The sequence below is a fragment of the Sutcliffiella sp. FSL R7-0096 genome, from assembly GCF_038595065.1.
GTDB lineage: Bacteria > Bacillota > Bacilli > Bacillales > Bacillaceae_I > Sutcliffiella_A.
Genome location: NZ_CP152003.1, coordinates 4814292 through 4831322 on the forward strand (window position 1 = coordinate 4814292; position 17031 = coordinate 4831322).

At 43.0% G+C, this 17031-nt stretch carries 17 protein-coding genes; 5 read left to right on the forward strand and 12 right to left on the reverse strand.

Annotated features, from left to right (window positions below):
- Positions 1–95 precede the first annotated feature (95 nt).
- Together MKY77_RS24550 and MKY77_RS24555 are read left to right on the forward strand one after the other, a co-directional pair.
- Entirely contained in the window at positions 96–1109 is a 1014-nt protein-coding gene (locus MKY77_RS24550) for an iron ABC transporter permease (RefSeq protein WP_339148193.1), read from the forward strand.
- A complete protein-coding gene (locus tag MKY77_RS24555) occupies positions 1106–2110 on the forward strand; it encodes an iron ABC transporter permease (RefSeq protein WP_339148194.1) in 1005 nt (334 codons plus the stop codon). The genes MKY77_RS24550 and MKY77_RS24555 overlap by 4 nt, the downstream gene beginning before the upstream one ends.
- Before the next feature lie 58 nt (positions 2111–2168).
- On the opposite strand, the gene MKY77_RS24560 is transcribed toward MKY77_RS24555, so the two are convergent.
- The 3 genes from MKY77_RS24560 to MKY77_RS24570 form a co-directional block, all read right to left on the reverse strand.
- Positions 2169–2846 carry an ABC transporter ATP-binding protein gene (locus tag MKY77_RS24560; protein WP_339148195.1) on the reverse strand — a complete coding sequence of 226 codons (678 nt, stop codon included), beginning with the start codon at positions 2844–2846 and terminating at the stop codon, positions 2169–2171.
- A complete protein-coding gene (locus MKY77_RS24565; protein ID WP_339148196.1) occupies positions 2847–4487 on the reverse strand; it encodes an iron ABC transporter permease in 1641 nt (546 codons plus the stop codon).
- Positions 4488–4640: 153 nt separating this feature from the next.
- A complete protein-coding gene (locus MKY77_RS24570) occupies positions 4641–5747 on the reverse strand; it encodes a Fe(3+) ABC transporter substrate-binding protein (RefSeq protein ID WP_339148197.1) in 1107 nt (368 codons plus the stop codon).
- 234 nt (positions 5748–5981) lie between these two features.
- Here MKY77_RS24570 and MKY77_RS24575 point away from each other — a divergent pair, with 234 nt between their 5' ends.
- The 3 genes from MKY77_RS24575 to MKY77_RS24585 all read left to right on the forward strand — a co-directional run bounded on the left by MKY77_RS24575 (position 5982) and on the right by MKY77_RS24585 (position 8922).
- A complete protein-coding gene (locus MKY77_RS24575; RefSeq protein WP_339148198.1) occupies positions 5982–6677 on the forward strand; it encodes a DUF421 domain-containing protein in 696 nt (231 codons plus the stop codon).
- A 266-nt stretch (positions 6678–6943) separates the two neighbouring features.
- Positions 6944–7459: a PH domain-containing protein gene (locus MKY77_RS24580; protein WP_339148199.1), complete on the forward strand. Its 516-nt coding sequence runs from the start codon at positions 6944–6946 to the stop codon at positions 7457–7459.
- Positions 7459–8922, forward strand: coding sequence for a PH domain-containing protein (locus MKY77_RS24585; RefSeq protein ID WP_339148200.1), 1464 nt, complete (start codon positions 7459–7461; stop codon positions 8920–8922). The genes MKY77_RS24580 and MKY77_RS24585 overlap by 1 nt, the downstream gene beginning before the upstream one ends.
- 44 nt (positions 8923–8966) lie before the next feature.
- Here the strand turns inward: MKY77_RS24585 and MKY77_RS24590 are convergent, their stop codons facing one another.
- The 9 genes from MKY77_RS24590 to MKY77_RS24630 form a co-directional block, all read right to left on the reverse strand.
- Positions 8967–10949 carry a TRAP transporter permease gene (locus MKY77_RS24590; protein ID WP_339149912.1) on the reverse strand — a complete coding sequence of 661 codons (1983 nt, stop codon included), beginning with the start codon at positions 10947–10949 and terminating at the stop codon, positions 8967–8969.
- A 41-nt stretch (positions 10950–10990) separates the two neighbouring features.
- A complete protein-coding gene (locus MKY77_RS24595) occupies positions 10991–11458 on the reverse strand; it encodes a DUF1850 domain-containing protein (protein WP_339148201.1) in 468 nt (155 codons plus the stop codon).
- The gene (locus MKY77_RS24600) at positions 11448–12425 is read right to left on the reverse strand and encodes a TAXI family TRAP transporter solute-binding subunit (RefSeq protein WP_339148202.1); all 978 of its coding nucleotides are present in this window, start codon (positions 12423–12425) and stop codon (positions 11448–11450) included. The genes MKY77_RS24595 and MKY77_RS24600 overlap by 11 nt, the downstream gene beginning before the upstream one ends.
- A gap of 165 nt (positions 12426–12590) precedes the next feature.
- Positions 12591–13007: a hypothetical protein gene (locus MKY77_RS24605; RefSeq protein ID WP_339148203.1), complete on the reverse strand. Its 417-nt coding sequence runs from the start codon at positions 13005–13007 to the stop codon at positions 12591–12593.
- Positions 13008–13043: 36 nt separating this feature from the next.
- Positions 13044–13829: a hypothetical protein gene (locus MKY77_RS24610; RefSeq protein ID WP_339148204.1), complete on the reverse strand. Its 786-nt coding sequence runs from the start codon at positions 13827–13829 to the stop codon at positions 13044–13046.
- Positions 13830–13847: 18 nt separating this feature from the next.
- On the reverse strand, positions 13848–14570 hold the full coding sequence (locus MKY77_RS24615; RefSeq protein ID WP_339148205.1) for a hypothetical protein: 723 nt from the start codon (positions 14568–14570) through the stop codon (positions 13848–13850).
- A gap of 36 nt (positions 14571–14606) precedes the next feature.
- A complete protein-coding gene (locus MKY77_RS24620; RefSeq protein WP_339148206.1) occupies positions 14607–16055 on the reverse strand; it encodes an LXG domain-containing protein in 1449 nt (482 codons plus the stop codon).
- A gap of 18 nt (positions 16056–16073) precedes the next feature.
- Positions 16074–16352, reverse strand: a complete 279-nt coding sequence (locus MKY77_RS24625) for a YwqI/YxiC family protein (protein WP_339148207.1) — start codon at positions 16350–16352, stop codon at positions 16074–16076.
- An 18-nt stretch (positions 16353–16370) separates the two neighbouring features.
- Positions 16371–16736 carry a DUF5082 family protein gene (locus tag MKY77_RS24630; protein ID WP_339148208.1) on the reverse strand — a complete coding sequence of 122 codons (366 nt, stop codon included), beginning with the start codon at positions 16734–16736 and terminating at the stop codon, positions 16371–16373.
- Positions 16737–17031: the final 295 nt, after the last annotated feature.

Genomic DNA, 17031 nt, shown 5'->3' on the forward strand with positions numbered 1-17031 from the left:
ACACTATCGTTTTTGCTTGAGCTCGTTGATCTCTGTTCAAGGCACTGCGGTCAACAAGGTTATAGCTCCATTCTGATATAGAAAAGATGAGGAATATGAAGATTGCGCTAGAAAGAAGCATTCCCTTTACAATTAAATTTATTGTGGCGCTCATCGTCTTTGTGGCGGTGTTTTTTGCTGCTATGGTTTTCGGGGCTGCTGACACTACCATTCGGGATGTGTGGTTGGCCTTAACTTCTCCCAATTCAAGTGGAGATAAAATACTGATCCTCCGTGAAATAAGGCTGCCACGTGAAGTAGCTGCGATATTTGTGGGTGCCGGCTTGTCGGTTGCAGGTGCCATTATGCAGGGAATGACCAGAAACCCTCTTGCAGATCCAGGACTGCTTGGTTTGACGGCTGGGGCGAACGCTGCCCTTGCTATTACCCTGGCATTCTTTCCTTCTATTAACTACTACGGAATCACCATTGCTTGTTTTATTGGGGCCGCAGTAGGGGCGATCATGGTATTTGGGTTAGGTGCGATGAAAAAGGGCGGATTTTCTCCTCTTCGCATCGTTCTGGCTGGTGCAGCAGTCTCCGCCTTTCTTTTTGCCATCGCTGAAGGAGTAGCATTGACCTTTAAACTATCACGAAATGTCTCTATGTGGACAGCCGGTGGGATTATCGGGACCACATGGGGGCAACTACAACTAATCATCCCTTTGATTACGGTTGGTTTGCTTGTGGCGCTTTACCTTTCCAGACAGCTTACCATCCTCAGTCTCAGCGAGGAAGTTGCTGTTGGGTTGGGGCAAAAGATTGCGGTGGTCAAAGGGATATTGTTTGTCGTAATTATTTTATTGACGGGTGCTTCTGTAGCACTTGTCGGGAATATGGCCTTTATCGGGCTGATGGTCCCACATATCGTGCGCGCAATCGTGGGAACGGATTACCGCTTTATCTTGCCGATGTCCGCGATAGTTGGAGCCATCTTCATGCTTTTCGCAGATACATTGGGCCGCACCATCAACGCACCTTTTGAAACGCCAGTAGCTGCTATCGTTGCAATGGTCGGGCTCCCCTTCTTCCTTGTCATTGTCCGTAAAGGAGGGAAAGCATTCTCATGATCCATCCATCTATTATAAAAAAACAACGTATAATGGTTTTTCTTTTAACTTTACTAATTTTGATCACCGTAGTTGTCGGTATTGGCGTGGGACCTGCCTCCTTGGCATTTGATCGGTTGATACCAACGATTTTGGGGCAAGGGACTTTTAAAGAAGAGTTTGTTTTGTTTTCCATCAGGCTTCCACGTATTGTGATCACGATTCTTGCAGGCATGGCGCTCGCATTATCAGGTGCCATTCTACAGGGGATTACCCGAAATGACTTGGCGGACCCAGGGATCATCGGGATTAATGCAGGAGCAGGGGTAGCTATATCCATTTTCTTCTTATACGTTCCGATTAATGTGGGCTCATTTGTCTATATGTTACCAGCTGTTGCCTTTTTAGGTGCGCTGATTACGGCAATATTGATTTATTTGTTCTCTTATCAGAGGGTTGGCGGTCTTCAGCCTGTCCGGCTCGTATTGGTGGGAGTCGGTTTTTCGATGGCACTTTCGGGTATGATGATCATCTTGATTTCTTCTGCTGAGCGTGTAAAAGTGGATTTCATCGCCAAATGGTTGGCAGGTAACATTTGGGGATCGGATTGGCCATTTATACTGGCTTTATTGCCTTGGCTGCTTGTGTTGGTTCCTTTTACCTTATATAGGGCTAATCGTTTGAACTTGCTTGGCATGAGTGAACCTGTGGCCATCGGGGTTGGGGTATCGCTTGAAAAAGAGCGCGTGGTATTGTTGTTGACGGCAGTGGCGTTGGCAGCTTCGGCGGTCTCGGTGACAGGTGGAATTGCCTTCGTCGGGTTGATGGCACCCCATATGGCCAAATCCTTGGTCGGGCCTCGAAATCAACTGTTTCTCCCCGTAGCGATCCTCATTGGTGGCTGGCTGTTATTGTTTGCCGACACAATCGGACGCAACCTGATCGATAGTGGAATTCCAGCAGGCATCATGGTCGCATTGATTGGAGCGCCTTATTTTATGTATTTGTTGTTGAAGAAATAAAAAAGGGGTCTGACCTTCACCGCTTTAAAGAGGTGAGGGTCAGACCCCTTTTATCCCTTTAACTCATTACCAAGTCACAGGCCCTATTCACTAGTTGACCTTCGTCAATATAGAGGATGCGGTCAGCAATGGCTTTGGCGTCTGCAAAGTCATGGGTGACGAAGATGGAGGTGATGCCTGTTTTCTTCAGGATCTCTTTTAACTCGTCACGGATTTTCTCTTGCAGATGGGCGTCTAGGTTACTGAACGGCTCGTCAAGGAGCAGTAGCGACGGTGCGGGCGCTAAGGCTCTGGCAAGGGCCACACGCTGCTGTTGCCCCCCGCTTAGCTCGTATGGATAACGATGTCCGTATTCAGCTAAATTGATTAAGCTGAGCATTTCTTCTAGCCGCTCCTGCTTTTCTTTTCTGTTCTTCTTTCGTAATCCATACTTGATGTTCTGGGCTACCGTCATATGTGGAAACAAAGCATAATCTTGGAATACCACTCCTATTCCGCGCTTTTCCGGTACAATGAATGTTTTGGGATCAAACATCACTTCCCCGTTTACTTTCATGCTTCCAGACGTAGGGTTTTCGAGTCCTGCAATGATACGTAACAGAGTACTCTTTCCGCTTCCGCTTTTTCCTAGGATGGAAACGATCTCCCCGCGCTCAATATCGACCTGGATATGGTCGAGCGTATTCTTTTTCGTATTTTTATACTGGAACTGCAAGTCTCTGATCTGGATAAACATTTAGTTTGCCTCCTTATCAAGTACTCGGTGAAAAATAAAGATACACAAAGCACTTATGAAGATGATCATCAGGGAAGCGATGGAAGCCTCCTGTACTCGTTCATCATTTGCATATTTGAAAGCCTGTGTGGCGAGTGTGGAAAAATTGAACGGCTGTAGGAACAAAGTTAACGGTAATTCTTTTAGAATATCCACAAATACTAAGATAAATCCACTAGCGATCGCACCGCGCAATAGCGGAAGGTCTACAAGGAAAAACGTCCTCAGAGTCGATGCTCCAAGCATCCTCGAGGTTTCCGAGTATCTGTTCCCTATCTTTTCAAAGCCTGCCTCAATATTGTTAAATCCAATGGCAAGGAATCGTATCACATAAGCGAATATCAACATCCCCAGGGTCGTCCGTAACACAAACTCCGGTTTCAGGTTGAATTGCGCCAGGAAGGTCACAATGTACTGATCCAATGACATGAATATCGTAATGACTGCAATAGCTATGGCAGCACCAGGAATGGAATAGCCAAGTGTCGTCACCCTTGAAATGAACTTGGTCAAAAGGCCTGATTGCAGCCTTGTATAGTTGGATATGATCAGTGCCACAAAGATGATGATAAGTGATGCAATCGTTGCTACGAAAACAGAGTTCTTAGCAAGGGTAATAAATTGTGCATTAAATACCTTCTCATACGTCATGAACGCCCAGCGCAACAACTGAAGTAACGGAATGATGAATGCGATGGTAAAAATCCCGAAACAATAAGCAAAAACCCCCCAGGCTTTAGCTCCCGTAAGTTTTTTCGGCTGGATCGGACGAACTTTGGAAGAGGGATCAAAGAATTTTTTCCTACCCCTTAGAATCCTTTCAAACATGAGGACGACCATCACGATGACCATCAAAGTCCCTGCCAGCTTCAAAGCGGAATCCAAATCCATCATCCCATACCATGTACGGAAGATGGCGGTACTCACAGTCTGTATGCCAAAATAGCTAGTTACCCCATAATCATTCAGTACTTCTAGGATAACGAGCGTCACACTCCCAACAATTGCAGCCCGAGAGATCGGCAAAGCGACCCGGAAGAACGTATCTATATCATTTCCGCCTAGCAATCTTGCATTCTCTAATACGGATGCAGATAAGTTCTGGAAAAAGCTTCTCGTAATAGCGTATACGTATGGAAACAGCGTAACTGTAAAAATGAAGATAGCTCCCTGAATGCTCATAATATTGAAGTATGACTGATTAACCTGCATATCAAACGAATTGCGCAGGGTCGTCTGTATGACACCGGTATAATTTAAAATGCCGTGAAACGTATAAGCGGCAATGTATGGCGGAATCGCCAACGGAAGAATCAGCGCCCACTTCAAAAAGTTTCGCATCGGAAACTGATAAATAGTGATCAGCCAGGCAAGACTTGTTCCGATCAGCATCGTCGCAAGTGACGTGAAAATAATGATTACTACTGTATTTTGAAGATAGTCCTTCAGTAAGTATTCTCTTATATGAAGCCAGTTGTCATTTCCTTCTGTAAAGAATTCAACGGCTATCAGTAAATTAGGTATTAATATAATCGTTATAAATAGAAGACTAGCAAGAGCCCATCCTTTATGGCGCACCCTTGACCAATGAAACCGACCCACAGATGACACATCCTTCGTTGGTAAAGACCTGTTGCCTCTTTGTTTCTCCATTCTAAATTATAACGAAAATCATTCTCAAATGGAACAGAAGATTGCAAATAAATAGAACCGAAGCACTATCTGGTGTGCTTCGGTTCATGGTTTGTTCATTTTTTATTTCCAGCCAACCTCATTGAAGATACGGATTGCTTCTTGTTGGTTTTCACCCAATTTGGAGAGGTTGATGTCTTGCTCCTTGAACTCACCCCAAGATTTTAATAGCTCGGAAGGTTCTACATTTGCATTTACAGGGTATTCAGAGTTTGCTTCGGCAAATTGGCCTTGTGCTTCTTCGCCGCTTAGGAACTCAATGAACTTGATGGCATTCTCTTTGTTTTTCGCGTGCTTAGTAACACCTGCACCACTGATATTGATGTGCGTTCCTGTTGTTTCTTGGTTCGGGAAGAATACGCCAACGTTTTCAGCAACCTTCTTCTCTTCTTCATCCGTTCCATTTAACATAACACCGATATAGTACGTGTTCATGATCGCTACATCTGCTTCGCCTGCTACTACGGCTTTGGCTTGGTCGCGGTCTCCACCTTCAGGGTCACGGGCCATGTTATCTGCAATCCCTTGTGCCCACTCTTTTGCTTGGTCTCTTCCCATGATGTCAATGAAAGATGCTAAAAGAGACATGTTGTACATATTTTCAGAAGATCTTACAACCACACGGTCTTTCCATTCCGGTTCAGTCAGAGCCTCATAAGTGGAAAGCTCCTCAGGGCTTACACGCTCTTTATCATAGACAATGACACGAGCACGTTTTGTCAAACCAAACCAATGATTGTCCATATCGCGTAATTTTTCTGGAATGTTTTCTGCTAGGACATCACTTTCAACTGCTTGTAATAGTTCGCGCTCTTTTGCTTGGTGAAGGTTACCAGCATCAGCTGTGATATATACATCCGCTTCTGTTGCTTCTCCTTCAATGTTTAAGCGCTCCATTAGCTCTTCGCCTTTACCTTCTACCACGTTCACTTTGATTCCAGTTTCTTCTTCAAACTTTTTGTAGAGTGCTTGATCCGCTTCATAGTGGCGGCTTGTATATACGTTCACTTCTCCGGATTCTTGCTCATTTGTTGCTTCTTCGTTTGTACCTTCTTCTGTATTGTTGCCTTGAGAAGCTGTATTTCCGTTGTTATTAGTGCTGCTCACACAGCCCGTTAATGCCAACATTAGAGCTAGCATCATACTTAAGATGACAGTAAACTTCTTCACTATGTACACTCCCTATAAATATATTAGTTTCACTAAAAATGATAATCACTCTCATTTACTATTTTAATGATAATAATTCTCAAGTCAATGCTATTTTAGTCTTTTTCTGAAATTTTTTTATGTTTCACGTGAAACTCTCTATTTCGAGCCGTTTATAAAGATTAAAAGCTCTATTTTTCGTACAGACTGCTAGATAAAGAGAAAGATCTGAATTGGTAGGGAGAGGTTTTTAAAGTGGAACTTAATTGGATAGAAATTTTGCTAAAAGTTGTATTGGGGTTCTTTATGCTATTCACGATTACACAAATACTTGGGAAAACCACCATTAAGCAGTTGACCCCCTTTGATTTTATATCCGCCATTGTTCTTTCAGAGCTACTTGGGAACGGAATCTATGAAGAGAAGGTCCATATTGCTTATATTTTTTTCACTATTTTCACTTGGGGAGTTTTATTGGTAATCATGGAAAAGTTGCTTTTGAAATTCAAGAAGCTAAGAGGCGTATTGGAAGGAAATCCATCCATTATCATCCGAGATGGGCAGATTGACCGCTATCAACTAAAGAAGAACCGCATGAATATTAATCAGTTGCTTAGTGTATTACGACAAAGTGAGACCTTCTCTATAAGAGAAGTCGCCTTTGCCATCCTGGAATCCAATGGTTCTATCAGCATACTAAAGAAAAGTAAATACCAGAAAGTTACTCTTCAAGATCTACAAATCCCGCCTCAACCGACCTACCTAAGTACATCTTTGATTATTGATGGCGAGGTCTTGGAAGACAATGTGAAAGACCTAGGCTTTGACTTGGAATGGCTTGAGCATCAGGTCCGCTCTAAAGGTTATTCCAAGGTAGATGATGTATTATATGCCGACTGGATGAGAGACGATGGGATCTATATCATCCCTTTTCGTTCTAAGGTCAATTAAAGAAAGGTGCCTTTTAATGGAATGGCACCTTTTAAGTGCTATTGGCTGTTTTTGTATACTTTGTTGCTTTTTCATGTCTTCAAATCTAAGAGACCTGCGCCAAGCTTTCATCATAAAAATATTTCAGTAACATGCTCTTCTTCCTCTAGTTTTTAGTCCGATTTAATCCCTTTATTCCCTGAGATAGCTTCTCCTTAACCTTTGATAATATTTTACTGAAACTTTCCTTTTGACCGGATCGTATAGGTAGTAGGAGTGTGAATAATATGTATATAACAATGAATGAACCAAGTGAGAAGATTGCCAATCAAGCCGTTCAAGTATGGCGCATTTCTAATACGATAGGACATGGCATTGCGCTCATGGTTTTAGGAATCCTCCTATATTGCAGTGAGCACTTTAATTGGTACAGTTGGATACAAATCAGTTTATTTGTACTAATTGGGCTAATTGGGCTGTCCGCTATATTTTCCATTTTTATAGAGCCGGTTTTTTTACAAAAAACATGGCGTTATGAGATCGATGAGGAATTCATTCAGATGAAAAATGGAAGATGGAATGAAAGTCATACGTTGGTACCCATGGAAAAAGTGGAATTTGTCCGGACAGAGCAAGGACCGATCATGAGAAAGTACGGACTATACAACCTTATAATAGGTACTACCACTAGCCAACATACCATTCCCGCCATTCCCGCAAAAAAGGCCAAATTGTTAAAAGTAAAAATAGCACAACTGGCAAAGGTGAAAGAAAGTGATTTGGCTGAAGGGGAGGAAGATTGATGACCCAAGAGGTGAAAAGATTTCATCCAGCGTGGATGATGTTTGAGGTAGTCAAGCTGATGAAGAATTCCATCGCCATCTTTCTCTTCCTATTTGTTTTAAAATTCAACTCTACATCCGAATGGGTAATTTGGGGACGTTACCTCTTTTTGGTTGGTATCGGCTGGACGCTGATTATGATTCTATTAAAATGGGTCTTCTATCGATACGAAGTGGTAGGAGATTCTATTGCCCTTAAAGAAGGGATCTTTGTAAAAGAGCATCGGACCGTTTCTTTTGATAAGATACAAAATCATCAAACCAAAACCACTTTCTTGCATAAATGGTTAGGCTTGACCTCGTTGACACTTGAAACAGGAACTTCCCTTGAGGAAGCAGCGGTTTATTTTCCTGTACTGAAAGCAGATGAAAAGGAGCGAATCCTATCTAGACTTGAAAATAAAAATCCTGAGACCGAGGAAAACACCGATATCAAGGTAGGGCAAGCAGGAAGGAAGATCCATTTCCGTTCCAACAAAAGAGATTCATTGAAGGCATCCTTTACTTCCTTAAGCTTTCTGGCCATTTTCCCCTTGCTATCTACGATTTATTTCAACCTGGCCGATTTCTTCGATGTAGAGGATACAGCAGAAGGAGCATTTGATTATTTGCTTTTGCATTGGTGGATGCTGATCATCCTTTTTGTGCTGGCAATGGCCATTTCCGTAGGCATCGGCTATTTGCAAACAACCATTAAGTATGGTAACTATGAAATCAGTGACGATGAAGCGCGGATTTATATAAAAAAAGGGGTAGGAAGCACGAGCAGTTTTGTCATTCAAAAAGAAAAAGTACAAGCTGTTGTAGTGGAGCAATCAATGATTAAACGCCTTCTGGGTCTTGCCTCTGTAAAATTGATCAGTGTTGGCGCGATGAAAACAGAAGAGCAGGAGACAAGTTCTCTCTATCCTTTTATGCCTAAACAGGAGGCATATCAGCTTATGGAGACCTTGTTGCCACAATATCCAATTCAAGAAAAAATGGACCGATTTCCAATTAAAGTGCTCTGGTACAAATTGCTGGTCCCTTACTACTTCACTATCATTACAGCTATCGGGCTTTTTATCTTCAAAAAGGAATGGATCTGGATTGCCGGTATTATTTTTGCAGTCACACTGATTACTCGCATATTGGACTATTTTTTTACCAGTTATCTCCGCCAAGAAAACACCGTTCAGATACGCAAGGGTGGACTTACAAACGAAACATTTATTACACATTACAAACGAATTCAACAGGTGTCGGTTGAACATTCCTGGCTGCAGAGAAAATTCGGGATTGCCTCTTTGTACTTTCAAAATCGGGCAAACCCTCTTCACATAAGTGAACTTCATGGAGTGTCGAGGGAAGAAGCGAGCGCATTTTTTAACTGGTTCAAAGAGAAGCGGAAGCGGCTTGTACACCGTAATAAAAAGATAAGCTAAAAAAAAGCAAGGACCCTATCAACATACTGGGACCTTGCTTTTTACTATACCGTTACATTGGGTTTCTCTTCTTGCTTCTTTCCTTGGATAAAATTGATTGCCATTGTCACACCCACAATGATAATACCGTAAATATCTGAATTGGATTCAGGCAGGATCATCATTAGCGCACCAGCACCCATCAGGATACGCAATAAAACATTCAGCCCTGTTCTGAAATAGCCTTCCACCGCTGCACTCAACGCGATAATTCCGATGATGGCTGTTACAGATATTAAAAGGATCTCCATGATCGGAGGCATGGCGAAATCCCTTGCATTTATCGCGACGTCTGTCGTGTCAATCATTAACATCGCAGGGTTATAGACAAATAGATATGGAATGATAAAACCTGCGATGGACAGCTTCAAGGCATTGAAACCGGTTCGCATCGGATCGCCACCTGAAATACCAGCACCGGCAAATGCTGCAAGTGCCACAGGTGGTGTGATATTGGCAAAAATCCCGAAATAGAACACGAACATATGCGCAACCAGGATAGGAATGCCGAACTCCGCCAAAGCAGGAGCGGCCATCGTAGCCGTAATGATATAAGCAGGGATGGATGGCAACCCCATTCCTAATACCATGGACGCAATCATCGTGAAGAACAGCGTTAGGAACAAGGAATCTGCCCCAAGGCTTGTGATGGATGATGTCATCACATTACCGAAGCTCGTCAAGCTGACAACACCAATGATGATTCCCACCACCGCACAGGCCACCATAACGGATAGGGACTGTCTCGCCCCATTTTCAAGCGCTCCAAGTATATCCTTGAAGGACATTCTTGTGTTCTTCCTGAATGCCGCCACAACTACCGTCGATATGATGGTATAGAACGCAGCGTGCGCAATTGGAAGGTTTTGATAAAGCAATACGATCAAAAAGACGATCGGTAGTAATAAATGACCGCGCTCTTTCATGATTTCCTTTACTTTCGGCAGGTTCGCTTTTGGGATGCCCTTCAGGTTATCCTTTCCTGCACGGAAATGAACTTGCATGATGACGCCAAGGAAGTAAAGGACAGCCGGAATTAAGGCAGCAAGCGCAATCGTCCCGTAGGCAATACCCGTTGTTTCGGCCATGATGAAGGCACTGGCCCCCATGATCGGCGGAAGGATTTGACCACCCACGGAAGCACTTGCCTCGACCGCACCGGAAAAGTTTCTCGAGTAGCCGATCTTTTTCATTAAAGGAATGGTAAATGCTCCTGTACCAACCACGTTTGCTACTGCAGCACCGTTAATACTCCCCATGAATCCACTTGAGATGACCGCCACTTTTGCGGGTCCCCCTTGCTTATGGCCAGCAAGAGCCAAAGCAAGGTCATTGAAGAACTGCCCCATGCCAGAACGTGCCAAGAAGGCGCCGAACAGGATGAACAGGAAGATGAAATTTACCGAAGCACCGATGGCGGTGGAATAAAGACCCTCCGTTTTCAAAAATAGTTGCCCAAAAATATCCCCAAGGTCATAGGGACGTGTTGCCATCTTAAGCGGCATCCAGTTCATATGGCTGACAAATGGATAGGCAAGGAAAATAAGTGCAATGATGGGCAAAATGATGCCTGTAACTCGCCTTGCCGCCTCCAAGACCAGAACGACGGTCATGATGGCCACCAGGATATCCAATGTATTAGGAATCCCTCCACGGGAAGTAACGATTTGCGTGTATTCTACAATCAGATAGCCTGCGGACCCAAGGGCCAGGAAAAATAAAATCCAGTCATACCAGGCTACCTTTTTGCGGTCCTGCTTTTTTGTAACAGGATACAAAACAAAGATCAAGGCAATCCCCACCGCTACGTGAATGGCCCTTTGTTGCAAGGCGGGCATTGGGTTGAAAGTAATATATAAATGGAATAAGGAATAAAGGATGGCGATGGCAGAAACCAATAAAACGATTTTTTTGTTTGCAAATTTGCGGACCTTGGACTCTGCATCATACTTTTCCAATACCTCGGCCTTTTTCTCTTCCGATATCATTTCTGTATCCTTTAATGGATCTGTCACTTTTTGCTTATCCGTCACTGTATCTCACCTCTTAGGAACTCCCACACTGGCAGTTTTTTTATTTCAATTTTTACACTTTCGTAGTCTGCTACCATTTCATAGAGACGGTACTCCTTTGAGTCCGTGGTAAGCGTTGTTTCCACATTCGCCGAAACGATTAAATCGATCGATTCCACTTCCCGGTCTATTTTCATATGGACATAGCCATCTGTGGATGGGATCACTTCCCCATCGGATGGAGTGCCTGCCCCAAACGTCTTAAATCTGGTCTTCACCAAATAGAGGCGACTCCCCTCTTTCTCATAGGTTTCCATCCACGCTTCTTTTTCAACAGAATGGATCCAAGAGACTTCAAACGAGTCCTCCTTTAAAGGAAAACCGCCATCTTCATATGATACATAAAGGGTCGGAACCTTCATAAAAAGGAAAAGAAGGAGCACGATCAAAACTGTGCTCCCAAGAATGAAAATCTTATTGTTCATCGTAGAACTTCTTTGCCCCCGGATGTATTGGCGCTACCATACCTTCTTGTGCATTCTTTAAAGAGATTTCCGTAGCAGCTTGGTGAGCATTTCCTAGTGTATCCAGGCTATCAAAGAACGTTTTCGTCAATTCATAGACATCATCTTCACTAAGATCACTATTAACCACCAGTGCATTCATAATTGCTGCAGTCGGTACGGCTTCTTCGTTGTCATATGTGCCTTCAGGAATATCTAACGCTACAAAATACGGTTGGTCTTTAGCGATTTCTTCAATTTTGGCAGAATCCACCGATACAAGCTTCAAATCTATTGTCTTTGCGAGTTCCAATACAGAAGCATTCGGCAATCCACTTGTCAGAAATGCAGCGTCGATGGATCCGGATCTGAGCCCATCAGCTGCTTCCGCATAGCCCAAATAGTCAACGGTGATGTCGTCATAACTAATGTCGTGACCAGCAAGAAGGTTTCTTGCATTCACTTCTACCCCTGAGTTCTGATCTCCTACTGCAACACGTTTCCCAACCAAGTCCTCAATTGTTTCAATTCCAGAACCTTCTGTCGTAACAATCTGTACAAAGTTCGGATAAAGCGTTGCAACTTGTGCTACATTTTCTACCTTTTCAGAGAAGTTGCCCGTTCCCTCTACCGCTTCTGTCAACACATCACTCATCACAAAGGCCATTTCAATCTTGCCTTCTTTGATCAGGTTGATATTCTCCACAGATGCACCAGTCGCCTGTGACTTGGAATTTACCCCGTATTCGTCAGAATAGATGTTAGCCAGAGATGATCCAATAATATTGTAAGGGCCAGACGATCCACCCGTTCCGATGGTTACCAATCTAGTATCCAAACCTTCGCCGTCCCCACCACTAGCACCTTCTCCACCGCCACATGCCACAAGCATGGAGCTAATAGCTAAAACGCTTACAATAGTTGTACCTAATTTCTTGAATTTTTTCATTGTTAACCCTCCCCTTTGTTGTGTAAAATCGTTCAAAAAAAGCTTTCGGAAATATTTTACCAGAATAATAGTTTTACTTCAAATAATATTCTGTATTTTTAGAAATTTTGTAGATAAATAAAGAGTGTCAGCCTTTATATTATAAGTCGGACACTCTTTTCCATTTTATTTATTATTCAAATACGCAATGGCCTCTTCTAATTTATCTGTGTAACATTCTGCGTTCTCGTAATCATACATGACCTTATGCTCTACTATCATATACTCATCTGGATGGATTGCGTTGAACAGCCTGTTCCACCTGTTCTTCCGCTCCATCTCTTTTATCGCCTGATTCACTAAATCCTCATGAACCCTGATGACAACATAACGAGGGAACGATGACAGCTGACTTTCAGGAAACTTTCTTTTTAATACTTCCCATTCTTTTACGTATCGATCGACTGTGATTTCACTTACTTCGCCAACACCTTTTAAGTCGTTAAGGGGCTCGGCAAGCTTGTCATATTCCTCCTGCGATAATTCGTTTTCTACCAAAATCGCAACAGCGTAATCTTCATATTTCCTTTTCTTTTTAAACATGTACACCCTCCACCTTTCTGTTTCAATCGTTGCAAGCTAGGAAGGCCGTTTTACTTTTACCCTTTTGACAACTCCTAGTATCTCCTCCAAGAGCTCCTGACCTGCTGACTGCTTTGCCTCCAGCATTTCGTTTCCGTCCTTCTGCACCATCCTTAATGTCCAGTTGCCGGAAGGAGATGTCAATAGATGCATGCCTTCCACCCTCCACTGCTCGTCTTCTCTGTAGAAGGTCATCAAGCGATTGGTATGTATTTTTCTCTGAATAGCAATATCCAAGTGTTTTACAACGGGGGCTTCTAGTGCGGCATGCCTTTCTGCTAGCTCGTCCCTGTTTTCTATTTTGGCATTTCCGCAATAGGTGGTGTATTCCTTTGGTGTGAGATACAGGCTTTTTTTCTGACGGGCAGGAATATTCTCTACGCCCATTAACATCCTTGGGATGATCACTTGATTCCATGTCCAATCAGGGGTAGGGTGGTTCTGAAGATCGTACTCCTCTTCATTGCGCTTCCTCACATCCACCACCCTGTCCTCACTAAAATAAAACAGGCACTGATCCGCTTGATCTGTCATGATTTCGGTGACCATGTTGGACCTTGCCATCACCCACAGTGTTTGAATAAAATTTTCTTCAAATTGCAACTCGCCTTCCACTAGGTCAACCAAGTCCCAGCCGTGGAGCTTCTTGAACGTGGCCTCCCATTCCTGTTCCATCTCATCCGCGCGATGCCTGAGGAATGGATTGGGGATGCCGACAAGGACTTTTGCGCCTAGCATCTTGGTTAAAAGGTAGAGATCTTTTATGGTTAGGGTCCAGTTCATAAAGCCATTCCCCCTTGGTTATTTTTTCTTCTTCTTTTGAAACGTTTTCCGCTGATTTTTCGGAAGTCCGAAATCAGGATAAATTTCTTTCACCAAGCTGAAATTTTTCTTAATGAAAAAATATTTATGTACGAATGTTGAAAAGAATGCTGTCACAATCGATAGTAAAGATATTAAGGAGACCAATAAAACGACTGTAAAGGAATCCGAATAGACGACAGACATAATTAATTGAGCCAAGAAGTACCCCACTCCTGAAGCTGCTATGATGGGAGAAACATTTATATTAGTCCCGTTCTTTTGCAGTTTAGCGTAAAGCCCTGAATACAGGGCTTTGATATTAAAAATGTTAAAGGTAATTAATATACCTCCATAAAGAATTGCTCCTACTATAAGTGGTATGGGGGAGCTTATATTTAAATGAGCATACATCAGCTTTTGTGTAGCGAGAAAATAGACATATGTATTGATAAATCCATATATCCCGAAAAACAAATAATAGGAGCGTTCAAATCTGTATGGATCAATAATATAAATGATCGCCCAAAGGTGGATGATAGCTACAGGAACAATTGCAGCTATAAAGTAATCCCATGCATATGGATACGCAAGTAGTGGCAAAAGACCAATTAAATCAAGTATTACGATGAAAAAGACTAAGATGTTTCCTCTATTTTCTTGTGGTGTTTGTAGATTTAAATATGATAATGCAATCTTGTTTTCTCTTTGATGCTTTTTCAATAGGCTCACCTCAGAACGATACCATTAGATTTTTATCTATTTCCCAAACCAGGAACCGACTTTATTAATAATACCTGTCGTTCCCTTTTTTATCGCATCTCCAATGGAATCTCTCTTCCCATCCTTATCTACATCCATAAATTTCAAGTCACTTAGCAAACTAGTAACAACAATACCTGCAGCAGCTCCAACAGCTGCACCAACAACTACACCGACTGGTCCTCCAAAAGCAGCACCAGCCACTGCTCCAATTTTAGCACCAGCTGCCGCAGAAGCTGCAATGGAAGCTCCCGCAACCACTACATCACCCGTTACATTCCCCGCAATCTCACTTGCAGATTGGTTGGTCTGTACCCCATGGACAATATCTCCTGTAACCGTAGCACCTACTCCAATATAACCCAAGCGATTACTAGTCCATTTAAAGGCATCTTTCACGCTTGCAGCGGGATTGACCATCTTCCACAACTTAGGATGGTTGGTGGCATTGGTACCACTATACGTTTTCTTATTAACCCCAGCTAGTTGGGGCTCACTTACTGTAATTCGCGGCTTGGTCACTCCTTGTGCGGTTGTATAACTGGATAATTGCACGCCAAAACCTTGTCTGGCAAGATTGATTCGTTTGGATGCCCCATATGCCGTGGCAGTAACGACCCCTAAATTAGTTGCTGCATTGATCGGCTGCTCTCTCCATTGATCAAAATTCAAACCGAGCGTCGGGGTAGGATCCCAATCAAACGGCACATCCCTACCAGTATCGGCCGCATCCACTCCGTTTGCGACAACTCGTGGATCTGTGGAAAATCCATAGAATGGATCTCTGCTTCCACCATTCTGGAGGTACTCTGGTGCATAGCAAAAGTTAGGGCTATAGGTGTCGATGGAGACACTTCCACTTGTAAAAAGGCCTTGTACTTGCTGGACATACTGATTCATAAACTGAAGGCCCTGCTCTACGGGGTCAAGGGCTCTTGTCTGTGTCTGATCAAAGCGGTGCAATTTTTCAAGTGTTTGGTCGACATGATTCCTGGCTGCATGAACCTGCCCTTGAAAAGTACCATCTTGAATTCTTGGTAAGGACACGATATCAGATACACTTTGGACCTTCCGATTAGTTTCGTCCGCCAGATCCATCACAAAATCCCTTGCCTGGTTCAATCCCTGGTCTACTTCGTGCTGAAGGAAACTTTCTTTTATTACGCCGTTTGAGGCCGGCTCCACACCGCTTAATTCATTCTTGAGCGCATTTAAAGTGGATTCATACGTATCCACTATTTCTTTGAAGAATTGCAGAAAAGGCTGGTGGCTGTCCTGGTAAAAACCCCGAATGGACTGCCCTGCTTGGCCTCGAAAAGAATCATCGAGGGAGGTGAAGTTTTTTACCGCAGATTCTAACGAGTTCACTTGCTCTTTATGCTGTGATAACTTTGTCAGCAATTGGTCCACACCGGATTGTAAGGTCGATACTTCAAGCGTTTTCATCCATTTCTCTCCTTCCTGCTACCGAAGCTGCATATTGGAGGATAGCTGTTGGTCTTTTTCCACCATTTGCTGGACAGACTGTCTGGTCATTTCTTCATTATGAAGCAAGAGTGCTTTATAATTTTCTGTCAGCTGCTCCAATTTACGGTTAATTTCATTTAATTTATTGACTACATCTAATTGATTACCGCTTCCAATAGAGGAGGGGAATGAGGAAGTAAGAGCTTCTGAGGAGGATTTCATTTGTGTAAGTGCCTGCTCTATTTCACTTTGCTTGATTTTGATTTCTGTGCTCATATGGAGACCTCCTTTGATTTAATTGTACCTTTTCGCAGCCCGTTCTTCTGCAAGCTGCAATTCTAATGAAGCGATGGTTTGCTTTAGTGAGTTGATTTCACGATGAAGTTGTTGGATTTTGTTGTCGATACCGGAGAAGATGGCACTGAACTGACTTTGTTCCATCTCGGAATAATAATGAAGCATCCCATTTGTCCTGATATCTTCAAATCGGTTGGCAAGTGTGCCCTGCCAGGTAAACGAGGAAAGTTCAGGCCTTGTGACAGAAGCTCTAAAACTGGCAAACTCCTGCTGTTTTCCCCTAAGTTGCCTTTGACAGTCTTGAAGCCGCTGGAGATGCTGCTGCTTTTCCCGGAGCAGAGCATTATAATATGCGATAGACATGTTCATCACCTCAAAAAGAATAGTTATGATTTATATGTAAACATCTGGTATGTTTCAATTTCTCAATACCTTTTACTATAACATGGAAGAAAAATACCAAAATGATGAAAACTATTTATTTTTGAATGAGTTAGGATGGGTAATTTGTACTATTTTGTGAGAAATGGATAGATTTGTGCGGAGTAAGTCGATTGACACCCAACCAAGCGAAAAGCACTACTAGTTACATAACACATTTTTTGGAAAATGAAACCTTGGTTTGTTGGTGGAGTTGAGGTAATGGTGGGCGGCCGAT